This window comes from uncultured Adlercreutzia sp., assembly GCA_910585575.1.
Lineage (GTDB): Bacteria > Actinomycetota > Coriobacteriia > Coriobacteriales > Eggerthellaceae > Adlercreutzia.
This window is the reverse complement of sequence record CAJUFS010000009.1, coordinates 17,163-35,529: the sequence shown is the minus strand read 5'-3', so window position 1 is coordinate 35,529 and position 18,367 is coordinate 17,163. Positions and strand designations below refer to the sequence as shown.

13 protein-coding genes are annotated in these 18,367 nt (G+C 64.4%); 11 read left to right on the top strand and 2 right to left on the bottom strand.

Annotated features, from left to right (window positions below):
* Nucleotides 1-54: 54 nt before the first annotated feature.
* From QZ307_RS01980 to rhaM, 9 genes are all read left to right on the top strand, one after another.
* Complete coding sequence (locus tag QZ307_RS01980; RefSeq protein WP_295995041.1) at nucleotides 55-1,476, top strand: hypothetical protein; 1,422 nt, start codon at nucleotides 55-57, stop codon at nucleotides 1,474-1,476.
* A gap of 1 nt (nucleotide 1,477) precedes the next feature.
* The gene (locus tag QZ307_RS01975) at nucleotides 1,478-2,278 is read left to right on the top strand and encodes an FHA domain-containing protein (protein ID WP_295995038.1); all 801 of its coding nucleotides are present in this window, start codon (nucleotides 1,478-1,480) and stop codon (nucleotides 2,276-2,278) included.
* A gap of 2 nt (nucleotides 2,279-2,280) precedes the next feature.
* Nucleotides 2,281-2,946: a 4Fe-4S single cluster domain-containing protein gene (locus tag QZ307_RS01970; protein ID WP_295995035.1), complete on the top strand. Its 666-nt coding sequence runs from the start codon at nucleotides 2,281-2,283 to the stop codon at nucleotides 2,944-2,946.
* Nucleotides 2,943-5,078 carry an AAA family ATPase gene (locus tag QZ307_RS01965; RefSeq protein WP_295995032.1) on the top strand — a complete coding sequence of 712 codons (2,136 nt, stop codon included), beginning with the start codon at nucleotides 2,943-2,945 and terminating at the stop codon, nucleotides 5,076-5,078. Before QZ307_RS01970 ends, QZ307_RS01965 begins: the two co-directional genes overlap by 4 nt.
* Nucleotides 5,068-7,974, top strand: a complete 2,907-nt coding sequence (locus tag QZ307_RS01960) for a protein kinase family protein (RefSeq protein ID WP_295995029.1) — start codon at nucleotides 5,068-5,070, stop codon at nucleotides 7,972-7,974. The genes QZ307_RS01965 and QZ307_RS01960 overlap by 11 nt, the downstream gene beginning before the upstream one ends.
* A 3-nt stretch (nucleotides 7,975-7,977) precedes the next feature.
* Nucleotides 7,978-8,382, top strand: coding sequence for a hypothetical protein (locus QZ307_RS01955; protein WP_295995026.1), 405 nt, complete (start codon nucleotides 7,978-7,980; stop codon nucleotides 8,380-8,382).
* 168 nt (nucleotides 8,383-8,550) lie between these two features.
* Nucleotides 8,551-9,915 carry a PFL family protein gene (locus tag QZ307_RS01950; protein ID WP_295995022.1) on the top strand — a complete coding sequence of 455 codons (1,365 nt, stop codon included), beginning with the start codon at nucleotides 8,551-8,553 and terminating at the stop codon, nucleotides 9,913-9,915.
* A gap of 576 nt (nucleotides 9,916-10,491) precedes the next feature.
* Complete coding sequence (locus QZ307_RS01945; RefSeq protein WP_295995019.1) at nucleotides 10,492-11,475, top strand: hypothetical protein; 984 nt, start codon at nucleotides 10,492-10,494, stop codon at nucleotides 11,473-11,475.
* A 581-nt stretch (nucleotides 11,476-12,056) separates the two neighbouring features.
* Nucleotides 12,057-12,368, top strand: coding sequence for an L-rhamnose mutarotase (rhaM, locus tag QZ307_RS01940; protein WP_275207104.1), 312 nt, complete (start codon nucleotides 12,057-12,059; stop codon nucleotides 12,366-12,368).
* 274 nt (nucleotides 12,369-12,642) lie between these two features.
* Here the strand turns inward: rhaM and QZ307_RS01935 are convergent, their stop codons facing one another.
* The gene (locus tag QZ307_RS01935) at nucleotides 12,643-14,259 is read right to left on the bottom strand and encodes an FAD-dependent oxidoreductase (RefSeq protein WP_295995012.1); all 1,617 of its coding nucleotides are present in this window, start codon (nucleotides 14,257-14,259) and stop codon (nucleotides 12,643-12,645) included.
* 330 nt (nucleotides 14,260-14,589) lie between these two features.
* On the opposite strand from QZ307_RS01935, the gene QZ307_RS01930 reads away from it, so the two are divergent.
* Both QZ307_RS01930 and QZ307_RS01925 read left to right on the top strand, forming a co-directional pair.
* Nucleotides 14,590-16,011 carry a helix-turn-helix transcriptional regulator gene (locus tag QZ307_RS01930; RefSeq protein ID WP_295995009.1) on the top strand — a complete coding sequence of 474 codons (1,422 nt, stop codon included), beginning with the start codon at nucleotides 14,590-14,592 and terminating at the stop codon, nucleotides 16,009-16,011.
* Between the two features lie 108 nt (nucleotides 16,012-16,119).
* Nucleotides 16,120-16,590 carry a thioesterase family protein gene (locus QZ307_RS01925; RefSeq protein ID WP_295995097.1) on the top strand — a complete coding sequence of 157 codons (471 nt, stop codon included), beginning with the start codon at nucleotides 16,120-16,122 and terminating at the stop codon, nucleotides 16,588-16,590.
* Between the two features lie 231 nt (nucleotides 16,591-16,821).
* On the opposite strand, the gene QZ307_RS01920 is transcribed toward QZ307_RS01925, so the two are convergent.
* Nucleotides 16,822-18,309, bottom strand: coding sequence for a helix-turn-helix transcriptional regulator (locus QZ307_RS01920; protein ID WP_295995006.1), 1,488 nt, complete (start codon nucleotides 18,307-18,309; stop codon nucleotides 16,822-16,824).
* Nucleotides 18,310-18,367 lie beyond the last annotated feature (58 nt).

Below are 18,367 nucleotides of genomic sequence, written 5' to 3'. Positions count from 1 at the left end.
TTGTTTTCCCTTTATAATGGCGGTTACCGTTATTTGTTGCAAAGGGGAACTCCCATGAGCGGGCCGAAGACAAGTCAGCTGGAAATCGAGCGGCGCATCCAGGCGCAGCTGGCCGCATTGCGCTCCGACGTGAACAACGCCCGCTCGAAAGCGCGAGCCCGCATTCTTGCTCGCCGAGATGCGCTGCTCGCCGCCTTCGGGGATGATCCTTCCCTACAGGATGCTGCGGAATCGGTACGTGCCCTAGCGGCCACGGCGTTGGCACGTTTGGATGCCGAATGCGCCTTTGAGCCGTGCGCCGCCATGGAAGATTCCGCGGCCTCGGCGGCTCAGTGTGGCCGCTCGGCCGCCAGTATCGCCGACGCCTTCGAAAACGACACCACCCCCTTCGCCACCCGCGCCGAGCGCGCCCGGGCCCGAGCGGCTTCCCGCGCGGATCAAGCCGACTTCCTGGCGCTTCTGGCCGAGGCGGCTAAGCGGAAAGAGGTGGTTGCAGAAGACGAAGCGGCCATCGCGAAGGAGACGGCGAGCGCATCGGATGACGGGACGGTTGTCGCGTCCGACGCAAAGAGCATATCAAGCAACGGGGCGACAGCGAAAAGCTCCCCTGTGACGGCCAGCCGTGGCGACGCGGCCGACGACCAGGCGGCCGCCCAGCGAGCCCTGGCGCTTCTGGAGAGCCCCCATACGCTACCGTCTGATCGGGCCCTTCTTCGGGAAACCGTGCGCAATCTGCAGCCTGACACCATCGCTCAGCTTACGTTGCTTTTGCCGGCCATGGAATCGAATGCGCACGCCTTCGGGGAGCTGACAGCTGCCATCGAAGACGCGACGAGCCAGCTGCACGCTCGGGGCTGCACCGTTGCCGCTGCGCCCTCCTGCGCCACCTTGGAAGAGGCAGCGGCCTATCGCGACATGCTGCTTCGCCAACTGGAGGAGGCCGACCGCAACACCTACTTGCAGGCCTGCATCGACACGGTCATGGCGCGTCACGGCTACACCATCAGCCGCTCCGTTACCATGGGGCGCGACCTGACGGGCGACCATCGCCTCTTTGGACGCGAGGGGGCCACGGAAGGACTCCACGCCTTCCTGTCCGACAGCGGCGATCTCATGCTACAAGTGACAGGGCTGCCCAGCGGTATCGACAGCATCTCCGAAAACGCGGCCGTCTGCCTGGAAGCCGCTGCACCGGGAACGCGCACCGACGAGCTCCTGGCCAACCAGCACGACTTCTGCGCCGTCTATGACGAGATAGCCGCCGACCTGGCCGCCTTTGGCATTACCAACCGCGTCCAGTATCGTGCCGAGCCCTCTGAGGCTTTCTGCCGCGAATTAGTGCAGGAGCACGGCGAACAGGGGGCGAGCATCCAGCAGCACGAAACGGCAGGCACCTCCGCAGCCGGCGCTTCCCCCGCCAGCCCATCACACCGTCGTCGCAAGCGCAGTGGTGGGGTCGCCAGGGAGATGAGGTAGCATGCAGCTTTGCCCCTGCGGATTCGCCAACGCCGACACGGCAGCCACCTGCGTTGCCTGCGGCCGCACCCTGAATGCCGTCAGCAGCGGCAGCGACGGCGGTGCCAACACGTCCCTGGACGCGGACTCATTCCCCACGCCCCCGGACGCACCCCCTGCTGCGGAAGCCTCCCGCGCCTCCAGTGCCCCCTGCGCTCCCCGCACCCTCGTACTTGAAAATGCGCGCGGCGGCGCAATCTCCATCCCCGCCCCGGGCGGCCTCCTCGGCCGCGCCGGCGATTTCGAGCCCGACTCCTTCTCACCCCGCGTCTCCGGCGTCCATGCTCTCGTGGTCTGCGACGAGGAGGGCCACTGGACCATCGAGCATCTGGGGCGTAACGGTTCGTCCGTAGAGCGGGGCGGATCGTGGACCACCTTGCGCACCGGCGAGCCCGAGCCCCTCTTCGGGGGCGAAACGCTGAAGCTGGCCGATATGGTGTTCCGCGTGTCTTTAGCCGCCGTAGCTACCTCAGAAGCTGGCGCCATCGCCACGACAACCGGCTCCGACGCCACCACCGCGGCGGCCGCCCGCAACGCCACTGGCGCACCCGTCGCGGTGCTCCTCGGGGACGTAGACGCGCCCGGCCAAAGCGTCATCACCCCGGAACCACCCCTTGCCTGGTCTGTCCGCTGCCCCGTCTGCGGCACCGAACACGCGGTGGCCTCATCCGAAGAGCGCGTCGCCCAGTGCTCCTTCTGCCAAGATCCCCTGGACGCGCGGCATATCGCCCGCATCGCGCCGCGGCCCCTTCCCCACGCCTAACTATGTTCGTCGATCGCCTTTACTACCCGGTGACCACCCTCGGCCCTGGCGAGCGCATCGTCGTGTGGACCTGCGGCTGCACCAAGCACTGCCCCGGTTGCGCGAATCCCGAGTTATGGGAGACACGCCCTGATGCCGCTCTTCCCAACGAGCGCGTAACCGAACTCCTCTTGGGCGTGGCGGCCCGCACCGGCGCCCACCGCCTTACCATCACCGGCGGCGACCCCTTGGAGCAAGCTGATGACCTGGCCGAAGTCCTGACGGCCATACGTCCTGCCTTCGACGACATCCTGGTGTACACTGGATTCGTGCTGGAAGACGAGGCACTCTCCTCAAGGGGTGCGCCAATCGGCCTCCTTCCCCCGCAGACCAGCCTCGATGGCTGCTCTCCATCGACCGCCGGATCCCTTCTGCGCCGCCGCCTTCCCACCGCACTCGCACCCCTCATTGACGTCATCATCGACGGTCCTTACGTGGCCGCCCTCAACGATGGGCGTTGCGGCCTGCGCGGATCCACCAATCAGCGGGTGATCGTGCGCTCGCCCCACCTGGAAAACCTTTATCATGAAGAGGAGCAGAAGCCACGGCGCATTCAAAACGCCGTGTTCGACGGCCGCGCGCTTTCCATCGGCATCCACGGGCGGCCCCCGAAGGAGGAACGGCCATGACCGCACCCACTTGGCAACGCGAGCTAGACAACTTCGTCGGCATCAAGCCCATCTTCGTTCTGGAAGGCAACGTGGCCGATTGCTATCCCTGGCAGGCCGCCGATCAGGCCGAACCCCAGTTCCTTGGGCTCAACCAGGTGCTTCCCCTCCTGTTCGCCGGCTTTGACGGCAACCGCCCCCGGCCCTATCGCTTCCTGTTCGTCGACCCCTTGCGCGGCATTACCGACCCGACGGGCACCGGCGAGGCCCGCGCCTTGGCTCAGGCGGCCGAGCGTCAGGCGGAGCTCATCTCGCGCGAGGCCGAGGCACTCAATCCGGCCAGCGATCCCGCCAGTCGCCAACAGCCCTTCGCCGCCAACCGCCTGGTGCACGACTCGCTCCTGGTGCGCGCCGCCCTGTCGCGGCGCCTTGACACCGAGACGGCTCCCGCGGCACCTGCGGCACCTGCGGCACCAAGCGCCCAGGTCACCACAGACGCCGCCACGGCCAACGCCGCCGGCAACTCTCCCGCGCCAGCCGCCCCCAGCCCCTCCTCCATCGCCTGCGTCTTCGATCTGGCCAGCCGCGTGGCCTCGAGCCCCGAGGACCTCACCCCCGAGGAGAACGCCGTGTTCATGAACCTCCTCATCGGCGCCCAAGACGCCATCCGCGGCGACGGCTCCCACGTGAACACCCTGGTGCTAGTGGTGAACAAAGCCTCCGACCTGCCCTCGTGGCTTTTGCGCGGCAACCCCGACGTGCGCGTTATCTCGCTGCCCAACCCCGACCGGCCGGCCCGCGAGGCCTTCATCGACGTGGCCTTCCCCGACCTGCACGACCCGGCCCAGGCCAAGGTGCGCAGCAAGTTCATCGACACCACCGACGCCATGAAGCTGGCCGAGCTCGACGAGCTGCGCCGCCTCTACGCCCGCGGAGGCACCGAGCCCGCGGCCATTCCCGAGCTGGTGGACCTGTACAAGTACGGCATCCGCGAGAACCAGTGGACCGCCATGCTCGACAAGCTGCGCGACCGCCCCGACGACGCCCTGCGCCGCCGCGTGAAGGGCCAGGAGGCCGCCATCGAGAAGATCGTCTCGGTGCTGAAGCGCTCGGTGCTCGGGTTCTCCGGCATGCAGCACTCCTCGGGCACCAAGCCCAAGGGCGTCCTGCTCCTAGCCGGCCCCACGGGCACGGGCAAAACCGAGATGGTGAAGGCCGTTACCGAACTTTTGTTCGGCGACGAGCGCAGCTACCTGCGTTTCGACATGTCCGAGTACGCCGCCGAGAACGCCGATCAGAAGCTCTTCGGCGCCCCGCCTGGCTACGTGGGCTACGAGGCCGGCGGCCAGCTGACCAACGCCGTGCGCGCCAACCCCTTCTCGGTGCTGCTGTTCGACGAGGTGGAGAAGGCCCATCCCTCCATCATGGACAAGTTCCTGCAAATTCTGGAGGACGGCCGCATGACCGACGGCCAGGGCCAGACGGTGTACTTCAGCGAAACCCTCATCTTCTTCACCAGCAACGTGGGCATTTCCGAAGAGGTGCTCGATGAGCATGGGCGCATCATCGGCCGCCGCAACATCGTGGAGCCGGGCGAGCCCTACGACGCCATCCAGGCGAAAGTAGAGGCCGCCATGGCCACGCACTTCAAGCCCGAAGTGCTCAACCGCATCGGTGACAACATCGTGGTGTTCGACTACATCTCCCCCGAGGCCTCGCGCCTGATCCTTGACGCCCAGCTGGGGAAGATCAACCGCAACGTGCGCACGCGCTGCGGCATCACCGTGGCGCCCTCCGACGCTGCCGTGCAGTGGCTGGCCGAGCAGGCCCTGGCGCCGGCCGTGCGCGAGAACGGCGGCCGCGGCATCGGCAACCTGGTGGAGAACGCCTACCTGAACCCCCTAGCCTCCTTCATCTTCGACGCCAACGTACAAGCGGGCGAAGCCGTGGAGGTGCGGGTAGACAGCGCGGGCCTGACGTTCAGCCGCGCCAACCCCGACAGCGGGCGCGCGCCTTTCGTGGGCGGAGCCGCCGCCACGGGGCGCTTGACACCGCAGGCGGCCGCAACGGGGACGCCACAGCCGGCCCCGCACGACGATGCCGAACCTGTCGCCCCCGTCCAGCCGACGTCGGAAGGCCCCCATGGCTGCTAGCGATCGCATATCCCGCGAGCCGCGCCGCGCCGTGGCGCCCACCATCGTGGACGCCGAGCCCACGGTGGTGGACTTGGACAGTACCGCCCCGCTGCTGTCAGGCGACGACCTGCCCTTCACCGGCGACGGCGATCGCGCCTTCACCCTGCACACAGCCGACGTCATCGGCGCCGGCGGCCAGGGCACCGTGGTGCGGGCCACCGACGAGGACGGCCGCATCTATGCGGCGAAGATTGCCTTCCAGCCCCACGCCGTGCGCGACCGCATGGCCCGGCGTACGGTGCTGGCCTACCTGCGCTCGCTCATGACCGAGCACCCCTTAGGCGAGCGCCATTTCGAGGAAACACATCTCATGCCGCTCTACGCCACGGGCCAGGTGCGCGACACGGTGCCGGGGCTCGGCGAGACCACCTACGATGTGGCCGTCATGCCGCTGTGCGTCGACCGCTTCTCCCACGCCGCGGACATCACCTACGAGGATTTGCGCGACCGCGTCATTCCCCAAACGGCCAGCGCCCTGCACCTTTTACACGAGCGCGGCATTGTGCACCGCGACGTGAAGCCGAAGAACCTCTACACCCTGGGAGACGCCGTGGTGCTGGGCGATTTCGGCATCTCGTCGGTACTGGAAGAGGGCCGCGACACCGGCGCCACCAAGGTGGACCGCCGCACCCCCGGCTACTCGCCCCACTCCTCGGTGGTGCAGCGCGAGAACGACTGGTACGCCCTGGGCTACACCATCTGGACGCTGTACAACGGCGGCCGCCACCCTCATCAGACGCTCATCGACGGCGACGACCTGTCCGCCGTGTTGGCCGGCGGCCGTCCCGTGGCCTTCGCCGCCCGCGCCCCCGAGCACGAGAGCCTTGGCGCGCTCATCTACGGCCTGACCTACGCCCACGCCAAGGGACGCCTGGGCTATGAGGACATCCAGCGCTGGCTGGCCAATCCTGCCGCCTTCACCTACCGTGACCCACTGGATGCCGCCGCCATGGCCGGGCCCGCGGGCTACCAGTTCGAAGGCACGGTCTACGAAAGCCGTGCCGCCTTGGTGACGGCTCTGGCCCAGAACTGGGAGAAAGCCAAACGGCACCTGTACACCCACGGCTTGGAGGACTACTTCCGCAAACTGGGCGAAACCGACCTGGCCGTGGCCTTGAACGATCTGACCGATAAGGAACCGGACACCCTGCCCGACGCTCTGGACGGCAACGAGGATTTGGGGCTCTCCCGCGCCTTGGCCCTGATCGATCCGGCCCGCGAGGTGGTGTTCTGGAAGGGCGAGGCCCTGGTGCCGGGACGGGCCGCCGTGGGCGCGCTGTTCACCCGCATAGCCGCCACGCCCCTGGGCTTCTATCGCATCGTAGGCGACGAAGATGCCCTGCGCGACGTGCTGGGCGTCGTGGCCGTGGCCGGCTTCCCGGAAGTGGCGAACACGGCCCTTGCGTGGCTGCGCACCCACGACGAGGCTCCCTTGGCCGATCGCGTCGACCGCACCCTGGCCGTACTGGAAGCCACCACCGATGACGCGGGCGCCGTGCGCACCTTCGCCTTCCGCTACGACAGCGCCGGCTGGGCCGTGTGGGTACAGGAAAACCTACGGCTCTACCAGGGGCGCACCCCCGCGGGCGAGCGCCTGGTGCGCGCCGTGGGCGCCGTGACACTCGACCCCGCCGCGCCCTTGGCCGAAGCGGCCGAGGCGCGCGCCACCCTGGTCGAGGCCGCCGAAGCCCTGGAGAGCCATTGCGAGGCGAGCCCCCACCTCCACCGGTTCGGCATCGTGCGCGACCATGAGACCGTCGTACCCGCCACAGCCGCCGCCTATTTCTCCAGCGAGCTGTTCGACCGCCCCGTACCGCGAGGCTTTATCGGCGCACTCATGGAGGCTTCGGCCGCCGATTCCGCAGCCGTCGCCCGCGCCAAGGCGGCAAACTGGGGCCATCGCAGCTGGGACTTGGCCCAGGACGCCAAAACCGCCCTCGAGAACGCGGCCACCGAAGTGGACGCCCTGGCCGATGCCGAGCGCAAGGGAGCGCCCATCGACGGGGTTTCCAAGCCGGCCTTTTTCGCGCGGCTGGCCGCCGCCCTGGCCTTTGTCCTGTTCGTGTGCTGCTTCGTCCCCCGCTTCACCTTCGGCACCTGGAAATCCGGCGTGACCCATGCGGGAGACCCGTTGGCCACGGCTTCCACCGTGCTGGTGTCGCCCACCGGCATGGGCGCCGGCTCGGTCTATCCCGATGCGCTGCTGGATATCTCAGCTATTCCCACAGCCACCTTCACCGGCCTGGCACTGCTGGGCTTTTTGGCGGCCGCGGCCTCCGTGCTGGCGCCCAAACTGGCCGAGGCCGTCTTCGCCATCCAGGGCGTGCAGACCAAGGGACGCACCCGTCGCCGCGCCACCGCCCTGCGAAAGGAGGCACTCCGCATTGCCGACGGCGACGGCGAGGCCGAGGGCTGGATTACCGGCACCGAGGAGGGCGCGGTGCCCGTCGTGCGCGACACCAGCGTGTTCATTGCCAAGACCCGCGCCCGGCGCCACCCGCGCGCCACGTCCACCCGCCTGACGAAGCTGCTCTTCTGGGGCGGCGCCGCCCTGGCCGCCGTCTGCATCACCTTGGTGACCACCGCGGGGCTCGGCTACGACAGCTGGAGCGATATTGCCAGCGAGTTCTCCTTCGAGTTTCTGGAGAACCAGTTGTCCTGGGGCATCGCCTACTGCGGCCTGGCCGCGGCGTCCTTCGGCATCATTGCTTTTTTGCGGCGCGAACACCCCACCATGGTCACACTCTGCCTGCTGACCATTGCCTGCGTGATCCCCTATCTGGCCGTGGCCCTGGGCTTCATCGCGTTTGTCCTGCTGGTCATCTACTTCGTCTTCTCGATCTTCCGGAGGTAGGCCGTGAGAATTGCCCCCGAAACCAACGCTGTGGACCGCGCCGTGAAGCGCCGCCAGAACGTGCAGGCAATCGGCACCTTCCTCAGTCTGCTGCTCTTGTTCGGACTCATGAACCTGACGCCCATTCCGCGCTGGGTGTGCGAGGCCTTCGAGCTTGACCCGGAGGTGCCCGCCTCGCAGCTGGGTCGTGCCTATTGGGATGACTGTTTCGGCGGCCCCTTGGGCCCCTTAGCCGCCGGTACCCTTCCGCATCCTGAAGACCTGAGCTACGCCCCCGAGGCCGACGAGTTCCTGGCAGCGCTGGAAGAGTTCGCCGCCAAGGAGGAGACCGCCCAAGCCGCCGCCGAAGCGGAGGCGAAGGCAGAGAGCGGCACGGATGAGGAGCCCACGGACGAAACGGGTGCCTAGTCATCCGTCCGAGACATAAGGCGCCTGCAAGGACGACTGCTCACGGCCCCCGAAGCGCCCTTGACACAGGCGCACCCCCGTCCGCTTTTCAGATTTGCTAGACTGTTCGGCAACCTCATTGACGGCCTGCGCATCGGGCGCAGCAGACGCGGAACCGAAGGAGCTCCCATGCAGATCACCCCTGCTGAAATTGCCGAAACGCTGGCCATGGTGTCCAAACAGAACCTGGACATCCGCACCATCACCCTGGGCATCAATTTGCGCGGTTGCGTCGACGCCGACGTGGACGCACTGGCCACCAAGGTCTACGACCGCATGACCTCGGCCGCCGAGAAGCTGGTACCCACGGCCGAGCAGCTGGAGCGCGAATTCGGCATTCCCATTGTGAACAAGCGCATCTCGGTCACCCCCATCGCGGAAATCTGCGCCGCCGTCACCGCCGACGACCTCTCCCCCATCGCCCGCGCCATGGACCGCGCCGGCGCCGAGGTGGGCGTCGACTTCGTGGGCGGCTTCTCGGCGCTCGTGCACAAGGGAGCCACCCGCGCCGACCACAAGCTCATGGACTCCATCCCCGAGGCCCTGGCTACCACCGAGCGCGTGTGCGCTTCGGTGAACGTGGGCTCCACCCGCGCCGGCATCAACATGGATGCCGCTTTCAAGATGGCCGGCATCATCAAGCGCGCCGCCGAGCTGACCGCCGACCGCCAGTGCATCGGCGCCGGCAAGCTGGTAGTGTTCTGCAACGCCGTGGAGGACAACCCCTTCATGGCCGGCGCTTTCCACGGTTCGGGCGAGGCCGACGAAGTGGTGAACGTGGGCGTATCGGGCCCCGGTGTGGTGCGCGCCGTCCTGGCCGACCTGCCGAAGGAGGCCGACCTCACCACCGTGGCCGAGGCCATCAAGGCCACCGCCTTCAAGATCACCCGCGCCGGCGAGCTCATGGCCCGCGAGGCGTCGCGCCGCTTGGGCGTGCAGAAGGGCATCCTGGACCTGTCGTTGGCCCCCACCCCGGCCGAGGGTGATTCCGTGGCCGAAATCCTCGAGGCCATTGGCGTAGGCCAGTGCGGCGGCCCCGGCACCACAGCGGCCCTGGCCATGTTGAACGACGCCGTGAAAAAGGGCGGCGTTATGGCAAGCTCCAGCGTGGGCGGCCTGTCCGGCGCCTTCATTCCCGTCTCCGAGGACGCCGGCATGATTCGCGCAGCCGAGGACGGTGCGCTGTCCATCGAGAAACTGGAGGCCATGACCTGCGTGTGCTCCGTGGGCCTCGACATGATCGCCGTGCCGGGCGACACCACCCAGGAAGCCATCTTCGGCATCATCGCCGACGAATGCGCCATCGGCATGATCAACTGCAAGACCACCGCCGTGCGCCTCATTCCCGCTATCGGCAAGTCGGTAGGCGACCAGCTCGACTTCGGCGGCCTGCTCGGCTACGCCCCGGTCATGCCCGTAAACCCCTACGCCGGCACCGTCTTCGCCCACCGCGGCGGCCGCATGCCCGCACCTTTGAACTCGCTGAAGAACTAAGCGTCTTACAAGCTTTCGCCAAAAGAGCCACGACCATTTTGGACTGCCTCCTGTTTCTTTTGTCCAAGAAGTGGGAGTCTGTTCAAGGTCGCGGCTCCTCTTATCACACGTCACGACGCGCGTCTTGCATCATCATGCATGAGGCTGCTTCCTCAGCCGCCATCTCCCCGAGCTGCTATTAACCTTGGCCCATCGCCGCTCACATCCACCCCACAGCTGCCCCGCACCCACGCCCGCCCCACGACCAAGCCCCCGCACAAAACGTCATGCCCCATGCACCCTGCAGCAAAATTGACCCGAAATTGACGGTTTCTCATGATAAACCGTCAATTTCAGAACGCCTCTTCGTGCGCGAGAGTAGCCACCCCGCATAGCCCCTGGTCAAAAGTTCGTCTGTAAACGAAAAACCCAAGCGCTCCTGCTAAACCGTACTTTTCAGAACAATTTTGCAAACGCCCTGGCTAGCCCACCAATTGCTAGAGCAGAAACTAGCTAGGCCACGCACAACTCTCGGGGAATATGGTGAACTCCCAAATAACCTCCTCGCATTCCTAAATTCTCGCTTACACTCCCTTCATGAGAGCTTTCCTTTACGGCACATCGGCGTTTTCATTCTGGCTGACGTTTCCATGGGACGTTGGCAGTCTTTCGCGCGTCGATCGGTCCGCCCTCAAAGACTGCGCCCCAACGCTGCAACTGGCAGAGTATCTTGCCGAAACACTGCCACAGATACCCCAGCCCTACGAGCTGCTCGTCCCCACACGCACCGCTTGGCCCATCGAGGGCGTCCGCGCGCACGCATGCACATTCGCGCTGCCGGGCAAACCTTTCCTGCTTATTGCAAGCGGGGTCTTTATCGCTTGCCCCGAACTTTGCTTTGTACAGCTTGCCCGAAGCATGTCCCTTCACGAGCTCGTGCGAGCAGGCAATGCCTTGTGCAGCCTCTTCTTCATAGACCCACTGCAGCGAGGGAGCCTGGAGAGTCGTCAGCCTCTCACCACAACTCGTAAACTGGCAAACTTCATCGAGAAAAACGCGGGGCTTCCCGGCGTAAAAGCAGCCCGGAAAACACTTCCGTTCTTGAGCGAAAGAACCGCCTCTCCACCAGAATCCTTCCTCTCCATGGTGCTCGAACTCCCCTATCGACTCGGCGGCTTTCAACTGGCTGGCTTTCAGGCGAACCAGCGTCTCGCTTCGGGACACAAGACCCAGACCATGACCGATCGGGGATCTCTCGTACCCGATCTGCTCCATCGTGAGTCCAAATTGGTCATCGAGTACGACTCAAACGCCGAGCACCTTACCCCTCAGCAGATCTCTCGGGATGCCACCAAACGTCTGGCCCTTGAGGCTAAAGGGTTCAAGGTGATAACGGTCACCACAAAGCAGCTGGCCAGCCCGCAAGCCATGCATCACATTGCCGAGCAGGCAGCCCAGCGCAGAGGACGCCGCCTCAATCCAAAGAGCACGTCCTTCGCTCACAACCAGCAGTTACTCTTCAGCTTGGGCTGGAACCTCGACGGTTATCTCAACAGCACCTGGATGCGTGGAGCCAATTGACACGCGAGCAACGGGCGGGATCGCAACACGCAAGAGCCGAGCCAGAGAGTAGCGCATGAGGGCCTCATTATGGCACAGCTCGCGAGAGTCTAGCGAGGGCGCCGTACACGAGGGTCTCGCTGGGACACAGCGCACGAAAAGCGAGCGGAGACGCAGCGCACGAAAACCTAGCAAGAGCACAGCGTGCGATCCTTCTTCTGCAAACAACTTGGCAGTATCTAGAGCCAGACAAAACACAGTGCCAAGCAATCAGTAAGGCAAACTCCATTCTCGAAAAATGGCCTGGAATGCGCGGTTTAGCATGCTAAACCGCGCATTCCAGGCCAAACCTACCCCACCTCCTGAAGCGCGAGCGCTGTTTCCGCAGGTCACTAACGGAAGCTGTTGCGCTGTTCCTGCTAAACCGCACTTTTCAGACCATTTTTCGAGAATCTCATTACGCAAGGAACGTTGCCCTGCGAGAGGCACGGGAGAATTTCAAGCCCGTGCCAAATGTGACGCGACAGCTCCCGAGCAGGGCTCGCTCTCTATAATGAGCGCAGCCACTAAGCGAACCCGAGCTGATGCCCCGAGGAGGACCCATGATCAAGACATTCAAGATGAAGCTCTACCCTGGCATGGAGGAAGAGTACGAGCGGCGCCACAATGAGCTGTGGCCCGAGATGATCGACATGATCCACGAGCACGGCGGCCGTAACTACACCATCGCGCTCGATCCGGACACCCTCACGCTGTTCGGCTACATCGAAATTGACGACCCCGAGAAGTGGGCCGCCGGCGCCGACACCGCCATCAATCGCAAGTGGTGGGACTTCATGGCCGACATCATGGAAACCAACGAGGACAACTCCCCCGTCAGCGTCGACCTGCCCGTGCTGTTCCATTTGGATTAGCGTCAGCGGTCTGTCGCTTTCCCTCAGGCACCAGCGAAGGCCCGCATAAGCGGGCCTTCGCAGAGGGAGGGTTAAATAGGCGTGGGGTTCTTCCTGTGAGGCTTTTCCTGCGGAGCTCTTCCCGCCTCGTGAGCTGATCCCTTAGGCTCCTGAGGCGAAAGGCCCTACGGCTCCTCCAGCGCTCAACGCGCACAAACCCCCGGCTTTGCCAACATTTGCAAGCCCTCGGCACAGCAGCACTTCGCCGCCACGCGCCTGCTTGCCGCATGAGCGCCTACAAGCTTGCCACGTGCTTGCCAGCTACATAGCCGCCCGTGATGGCACGGCCAATGGAGAGGCCCAGGACGTCCATGGGGTAGTCAACGCCGCCGTAGAAGCAGCCGGACACATTGCCCACGGCGAAGAGACCCTCGATGGGCGTGTGCTCCTCCGCCTTCAGCACCTGGTTGTCGGCATTGACCAACAGGCCGCCGATGATGGCCGATAGGCCAAAACCGAACTCGTGGGGCACAATGATGAACGGCGGATTCTCGAGGGCGCGCATGAACACGGGGTTCTTGCCGAAGTCGTCATCGGCTCCCTTGGCGCACAGTTCGTTATAGCGATCCACCGTCGCCTGCACCGCAGCAGGATCCAGCGTATAGCCGCCCGATTCAGTATCAGCGGCCATGGCGGCGCAAGCCTCCTCGATGGTGTTGCCCTCGTAGTACCACTTGCAGTTCGATGCGTCGATCTCGGGATCGAGGGCCTTCCACTCGACAATCTGCTCCTGCCATTTCGCATCCACCACGGTATAGAGGTTGCCCGCCGTGGGGTCCCCCGTCTCGTGGATAACTTCGCGCACGTAATTGTTCAGGTAACCCTGCATGGGGCCTTCGCACATGAAGCGCTCACCCTTGGTGTTCACCAGCAGATGCGGCGTGTCGACGCGGCCGACGCGGGCATCGTGAATCATCTTCGTATGCGTGGTCGGCTCGATTTCGCCGCCAGCCCATACGCCCATCTTGTGGCCGTCGCCGGTACGGTTGATCTGGCACGGCGGGAAGCCGACGATATCGGGACAGTAGTAGGCCACCATCTCCTCGTCGCACTGGTAGTCGCCCGTAGCCAGAATAACGCCCTTGGAAGCGTTGAAGAGCACGTTCTTGCCACCCTCTTCGCACACCACGCCCGTCACGCGACCGCCCTCATCGGTGACCAGCTGCACAGCAGGGCACTCGAAGAAAAACTCAACGCCAGCGGCCGTGGCCGTGGGCTCGATGGCCTTCACCACCTCATCGTGGCCGATGCCGAAATAGGTGTTGGCATGCAGGTACACCTTATACCCGTTGATGTCGAGCACGCGATCAGCCTGAGGCTCGTCGGGATTCACCTCTACGCCGCCCTTGGCCGCTGCCTCCTTGAACCAGGCAAGGGCCTCGTAGGAGTTATCGGCCCACACCTCGAGCAGAGCGCGATTGCTGCGATGCTGGCCCAACGTGATGAGGTAGCTGATCAGCGCCTGCTTGGCCGCTTCGCTCGTCTGCTCCAAGTCCACCGAGGCCGCCATATTGCCCTGGGACGACGGCGCAATCTCACGCTGAACGCAAGCCGTCTTGGCACCCGCCTCAGCCGCGGACATGGCAGCGGCCATACCTGAAACGCCGGCGCCTACGACGACAACCTCGAACTCACGGGTTTCATCAGGGTTGGCAATAGGCTCGGGCGCGACCAAGAAGCTCGGCGTGCCATCGGAGACGGCTGCTCCGGTCTCGGCGGTGGGGGTGCCGGCCTGACGCGGCTGGCCGCATCCGCTGAGAAGCGAAGCGCCGGCCATGGTGGCAGCGGTAAGTCCGCCCAACTTAAAAAGACCGCGACGGCTGATACCCTGGTTGGCTTCGATGGTGTTCATGGGAACCCTCCTCTTATCTCTCCCTACGCCGCCTCGGCACCAAGTGTTCGTACCCAGCGCCTGCCGGCCTTCCTGCATCCAGCTCGGCGGCTTTTGCGGGACCCACTTTAGGTCGCTGGCTGCTCTCGGCACATCGACCGCCGGAGAAATTCGCTGTTTATCTTTATAAACACCCTTCCTAAACACCCCCTTTATCTGGTATTTCTTGAGACGTACTGAGGCTTGTATAATTGACAACGCCGAAACTGGCGGAGAAAGCCCTGGACCGCTCTCCCCCTGCCGCCAAGCCTTCACCGCCATGACCGCCCGTTCGCATCCAAAGGAGTGCCCGTGTTGCAGAGCACCCCCACCGAGGGAAAGTCTCTTTCGATTCTCCTTGATATGCCCCTCGCCTTTCTTGGGTTTGCCTTGTGGCGCGCATGGGTGTCCCTGTCCTACGCCAATCCCCCTCTGCCCCTTCCCGTCAACGAAGCGGTGGGGCACTTTCTCTACGACGTGTTCCTCGCCATCTTCGCTTTGGCCATTGCTCTTCTCTCGAAACAGATTGCTCCTCTTGCGGGGCGGCGCGCCACCTATCCCGCCATCGCGCTCTTGCTCGGACTTTCAAGCGCCGCCAATGTGATCGCGCTCGACAACCCGGCGCTGGCGCAGACTCTGGCACTTCCTGCCGCCGTTGCCGCAGGCGCCGGATCGGCATTGCTCATCCTTCTTTGGTGCGAGATCTACAGCTGCTTGAACCCCATACGCGCTGCACTCTACTACGCCCTCAGCTTCATGGGAGGCGTGGCCCTCACCTATCTTTTGGAGGGCTTCCGTGATGGGTACCTTTATGGAGCGCTTGTTGCCCTGCCGCTGCTTTCCGCTGCCCTGGCCCATCGTGCCTACGGACGTTACATACCTGACGCCGAGCGGCCCCAGCATGCTGCTCGGCGCCTTGTGCCCTGGAAGTTCTTCCTGGTTCTTGCTCTTTTCGATGTCGCCTCGGGCTATTGCGTCGCGCAGATCGATCCGGCGCTGGGCGGCGTCATCGGCCCTCATTCCACCCTTACCACCTTGGCCGCCGCGCTCGTTTTGTTCGTCTGGGTGTGGTACTTCTCGGACCGCTTCCCTCTCTCGACGCTCTACCGCACTCCCATCATCCTCATCTGCTTCGGCATGCTGCTGCCTCCGCTCTTTGGCCTGGGCGGCACGGCCGTCGGCAGCTTTCTGGTGGTCTTCGGCTCCACGCTCTTCGGCGCCCTCGTCTTCTTGTTCTTCTGCGATATTTGCAAGCGCTTCGGCGTCAGCGCCCTGCTGCTTTTCGGTATCGAAGAGGCTTTAGTGATGCTGAGCTGGGTGGGAAACACCGAAGCGCGGCTCCTCAGCAACACGGGCATTTTAGGAGAAGCGGGACCGGCCGTCGGAGCCGTCATTCTTGTCGTTCTCATTGCCGTTGTTGCTGCGCTCGTGCTCAACGAACGGGAAATTGGGGAACGCTGGGGCATTGTCTTCCTGGGCAAGCGGCCACCCGAGGAAACCGAGCGCACGCGCCTCACCCGCCGCTGCGCTGAGCTCGCCGAAGAACGCCATCTCACTGCGCGTGAAACCGAGGTGCTTGAGCTGTTGGCCCGCGGCAAGTCGCTTTCCGGCGTGGCCCAGGAGCTGGTCATCGCCGAGGGTACAGCGAAAGCCCACACGCGACACATTTACGAGAAGGTGGGCATCAACACACGGCAGGAACTGCTGGATCTACTTGTAGTAGAACAGAGGTGAATGGGCCTGCTTTCCTGCTAAACCGTCAATTTGAGACCAAATCTCATGTACGGGGAATGCTTCGCTATAATCGGAAGCAAATACCAAGCGAGGAAAGCGAGCGTGGCTATGCATGTGCACACCCCCATTACCGTCCGATACGGCGAGACCGATATGATGGGGGTGGTGTACCACGCCAACTATCTGCTGTACTTCGAGGACGCGCGCATCGACTACCTGAACGCCGCCGATTTCTCTTACAACGAGCGCATCGAGCAGGCGGGCTACATGAGCCCCATCTACCACATCGACATCACCTACAAAGCGCCGCTGCGCTACGGCGAAGCGGGCTTCGTGCGCACCTCGGTGGCGAAGAACCTGCCCATGCGCACGGTCTACCGCCAACAGGTGTTCCGCGCGGAAGATGCCGCAGGCACCGACGAGGCCGGCGAGCCGCTGCTGCGCGAAGGCGCCACCCCGCTGGTGGATGCTCTGGTCACCGTCTGTGTGGTAGAGCGCGAAACCTTCAAGCCCGTCAGCCTTAAGCGCACGTTCCCCGATTTGTTCGAGAAGTACGAGAAGCTCGTGGAAGAAGCTTAATGAGCCCCGCAGCTAGCAGGCAGTCATTCGCGCAGCTCGCCGCAGCCCGTAGACGCGGGCGGCATCCCGAATGAAGTCAATGACCGCTGGCCTGATCCCTGTCTTTTTCATGGCCCCATTGTGCACGAGAAGATCAGTGGGCCTACTCCTACTTGCCAGCAAGCGCGGCAAAAACTGCCGCTGGAAAAGCCAGCAGCCCTGGCATCACCGTGGTTTAAGGGAGTCGTTTCCCTACTCCTCGTCCACCAGGTGGATGAGCTCTTCGCGCTTGCCGATGCCCAGCTTGCGATAAATGTTCCGCACGTGAGTGCGCACGGTGCTCACGGAAAGCACCAGGTCCTTGGCAATGTAGGTAGGAGAGAAACCGCGCGCCAGGTACCCAAGGATTTCCGCCTCGCGCGGGGACAGACCGAACCGCTCGGCCAGGGCGGCACAGCGCGCCTCGAGAGGCACCCGCACGGGTAAATCGACCAGAATGCTGTCGGCAAGGGGCGTCCTTTCCGGAACAACCTCTGCCACCGCCGCGGCAGCCCGCGCCTCTTGCAATTCACCCAGCTCGTCCCACGCCGTGCGTCCCAAAAACACCAGCAGCACGGCAATGAACGCGCCGGTAAGGACGGTGAGCCACGGCGAGAAATCGGCCGTAACCTGAAGCACCTGGGAAAGGATGCACCCCACCAACGCCGCCAGCGCTACCACGCCGACGCCGAAGCCCAAGGCAACGCGCGCCGACAACTCGCGGGCGTGTACCACCGCCAGAAACAAAGCGCATCCCAGCATAGCCAGCACCAGGTAGAACAGATACAGCGCCACCACGGACACCTCGCGCGGGAACGTGCCAGCGGGGAAGGCGCCCAGCACCACGAACACTGCCCCCAGCAAAGGAACAAGCACGCGGTAGCACCAGGGCAGCAGCGGCTTGCGCCCCCACAGGAAGCAGACGCCGAACACGACCACGGCGGCAAGTACGCCGCTCAAAAACGTGGCCCGTACCACGCCGAACGCACTGTGTGCCATCACCGTCGTCATGAACGCGAAAACTGCCAGCCCCAGCAAAGGCAACCACGTCACTGAAAGCAGGTTGCGCAAGGCTCCCCGGGGAGCGGCCTCAGGAGACCCGGCGTCTATCCCTGGCGCCCGAGCACCAACCCAGAGCGGTACCACGCCCGCCAGCACGAGCACGCCGTACACCGGCGCCAGCAGATGCACCGGCAGCAGCGAAAGTACCCACCCCAGAAACGAAACAACCACACCGACAAAGCCGCAAAGCAAAAGCGCCCGATCCATCGGCACAGCCACCATGCGAGCCCAAGTTGTCACCAACATCGGCAAAGCGGCACCCGCAACAAAACCTGCCAGGATGGCAAGCAGAGGGACCGGCTGCCCCTGGAACAGCAGCACCAGAAACAGCGCGATTCCGACCACATAGGCTGCCACCGCCACGCGTGACAGAATTCCGTCCCCGCGAACCTGGGGAGACGTTTGCAGCCCCCGGACGGTCATAAGAACGGCGACAAGAAGCGCCCCAAGCAGCAGGGCGAAGAGAAAGGCATCGCTGAGGGCCGATGCCTGAGGAGCCTCGGAGAAGTAGGAAAGCGTCGGGGTATAGGCTGGCAGCGTCAAGACGAACGCCGCCAGGGCGCCATGAACCGGGCGCAGCGCAAATGGCGCCGGCGATTGATCGCCCGCAGCCCAGCTGGGTATTGCCCTACCCGCCATAGTTCCGCCCCCTCGTATACCGCACCGACGCCGTTCGCGACGCCCCTTGGATCTTCTT

What these genes read in the sequence shown, in the direction of transcription:
- rhaM (WP_275207104.1), top strand. Translation starts at nt 12,057, where the DNA reads ATGATCAAGACATTCAAGATGAAGCTCTACCCTGGCATGGAGGAAGAG.
- QZ307_RS01980 (WP_295995041.1), top strand. Translation starts at nt 55, where the DNA reads ATGAGCGGGCCGAAGACAAGTCAGCTGGAAATCGAGCGGCGCATCCAG.
- QZ307_RS01950 (WP_295995022.1), top strand. Translation starts at nt 8,551, where the DNA reads ATGCAGATCACCCCTGCTGAAATTGCCGAAACGCTGGCCATGGTGTCC.
- QZ307_RS01945 (WP_295995019.1), top strand. Translation starts at nt 10,492, where the DNA reads ATGAGAGCTTTCCTTTACGGCACATCGGCGTTTTCATTCTGGCTGACG.
- QZ307_RS01965 (WP_295995032.1), top strand. Translation starts at nt 2,943, where the DNA reads ATGACCGCACCCACTTGGCAACGCGAGCTAGACAACTTCGTCGGCATC.
- QZ307_RS01920 (WP_295995006.1), bottom strand. Translation starts at nt 18,309, where the DNA reads ATGGCGGGTAGGGCAATACCCAGCTGGGCTGCGGGCGATCAATCGCCG.
- QZ307_RS01935 (WP_295995012.1), bottom strand. Translation starts at nt 14,259, where the DNA reads ATGAACACCATCGAAGCCAACCAGGGTATCAGCCGTCGCGGTCTTTTT.
- QZ307_RS01960 (WP_295995029.1), top strand. Translation starts at nt 5,068, where the DNA reads ATGGCTGCTAGCGATCGCATATCCCGCGAGCCGCGCCGCGCCGTGGCG.
- QZ307_RS01970 (WP_295995035.1), top strand. Translation starts at nt 2,281, where the DNA reads ATGTTCGTCGATCGCCTTTACTACCCGGTGACCACCCTCGGCCCTGGC.
- QZ307_RS01975 (WP_295995038.1), top strand. Translation starts at nt 1,478, where the DNA reads ATGCAGCTTTGCCCCTGCGGATTCGCCAACGCCGACACGGCAGCCACC.
- QZ307_RS01925 (WP_295995097.1), top strand. Translation starts at nt 16,120, where the DNA reads ATGCATGTGCACACCCCCATTACCGTCCGATACGGCGAGACCGATATG.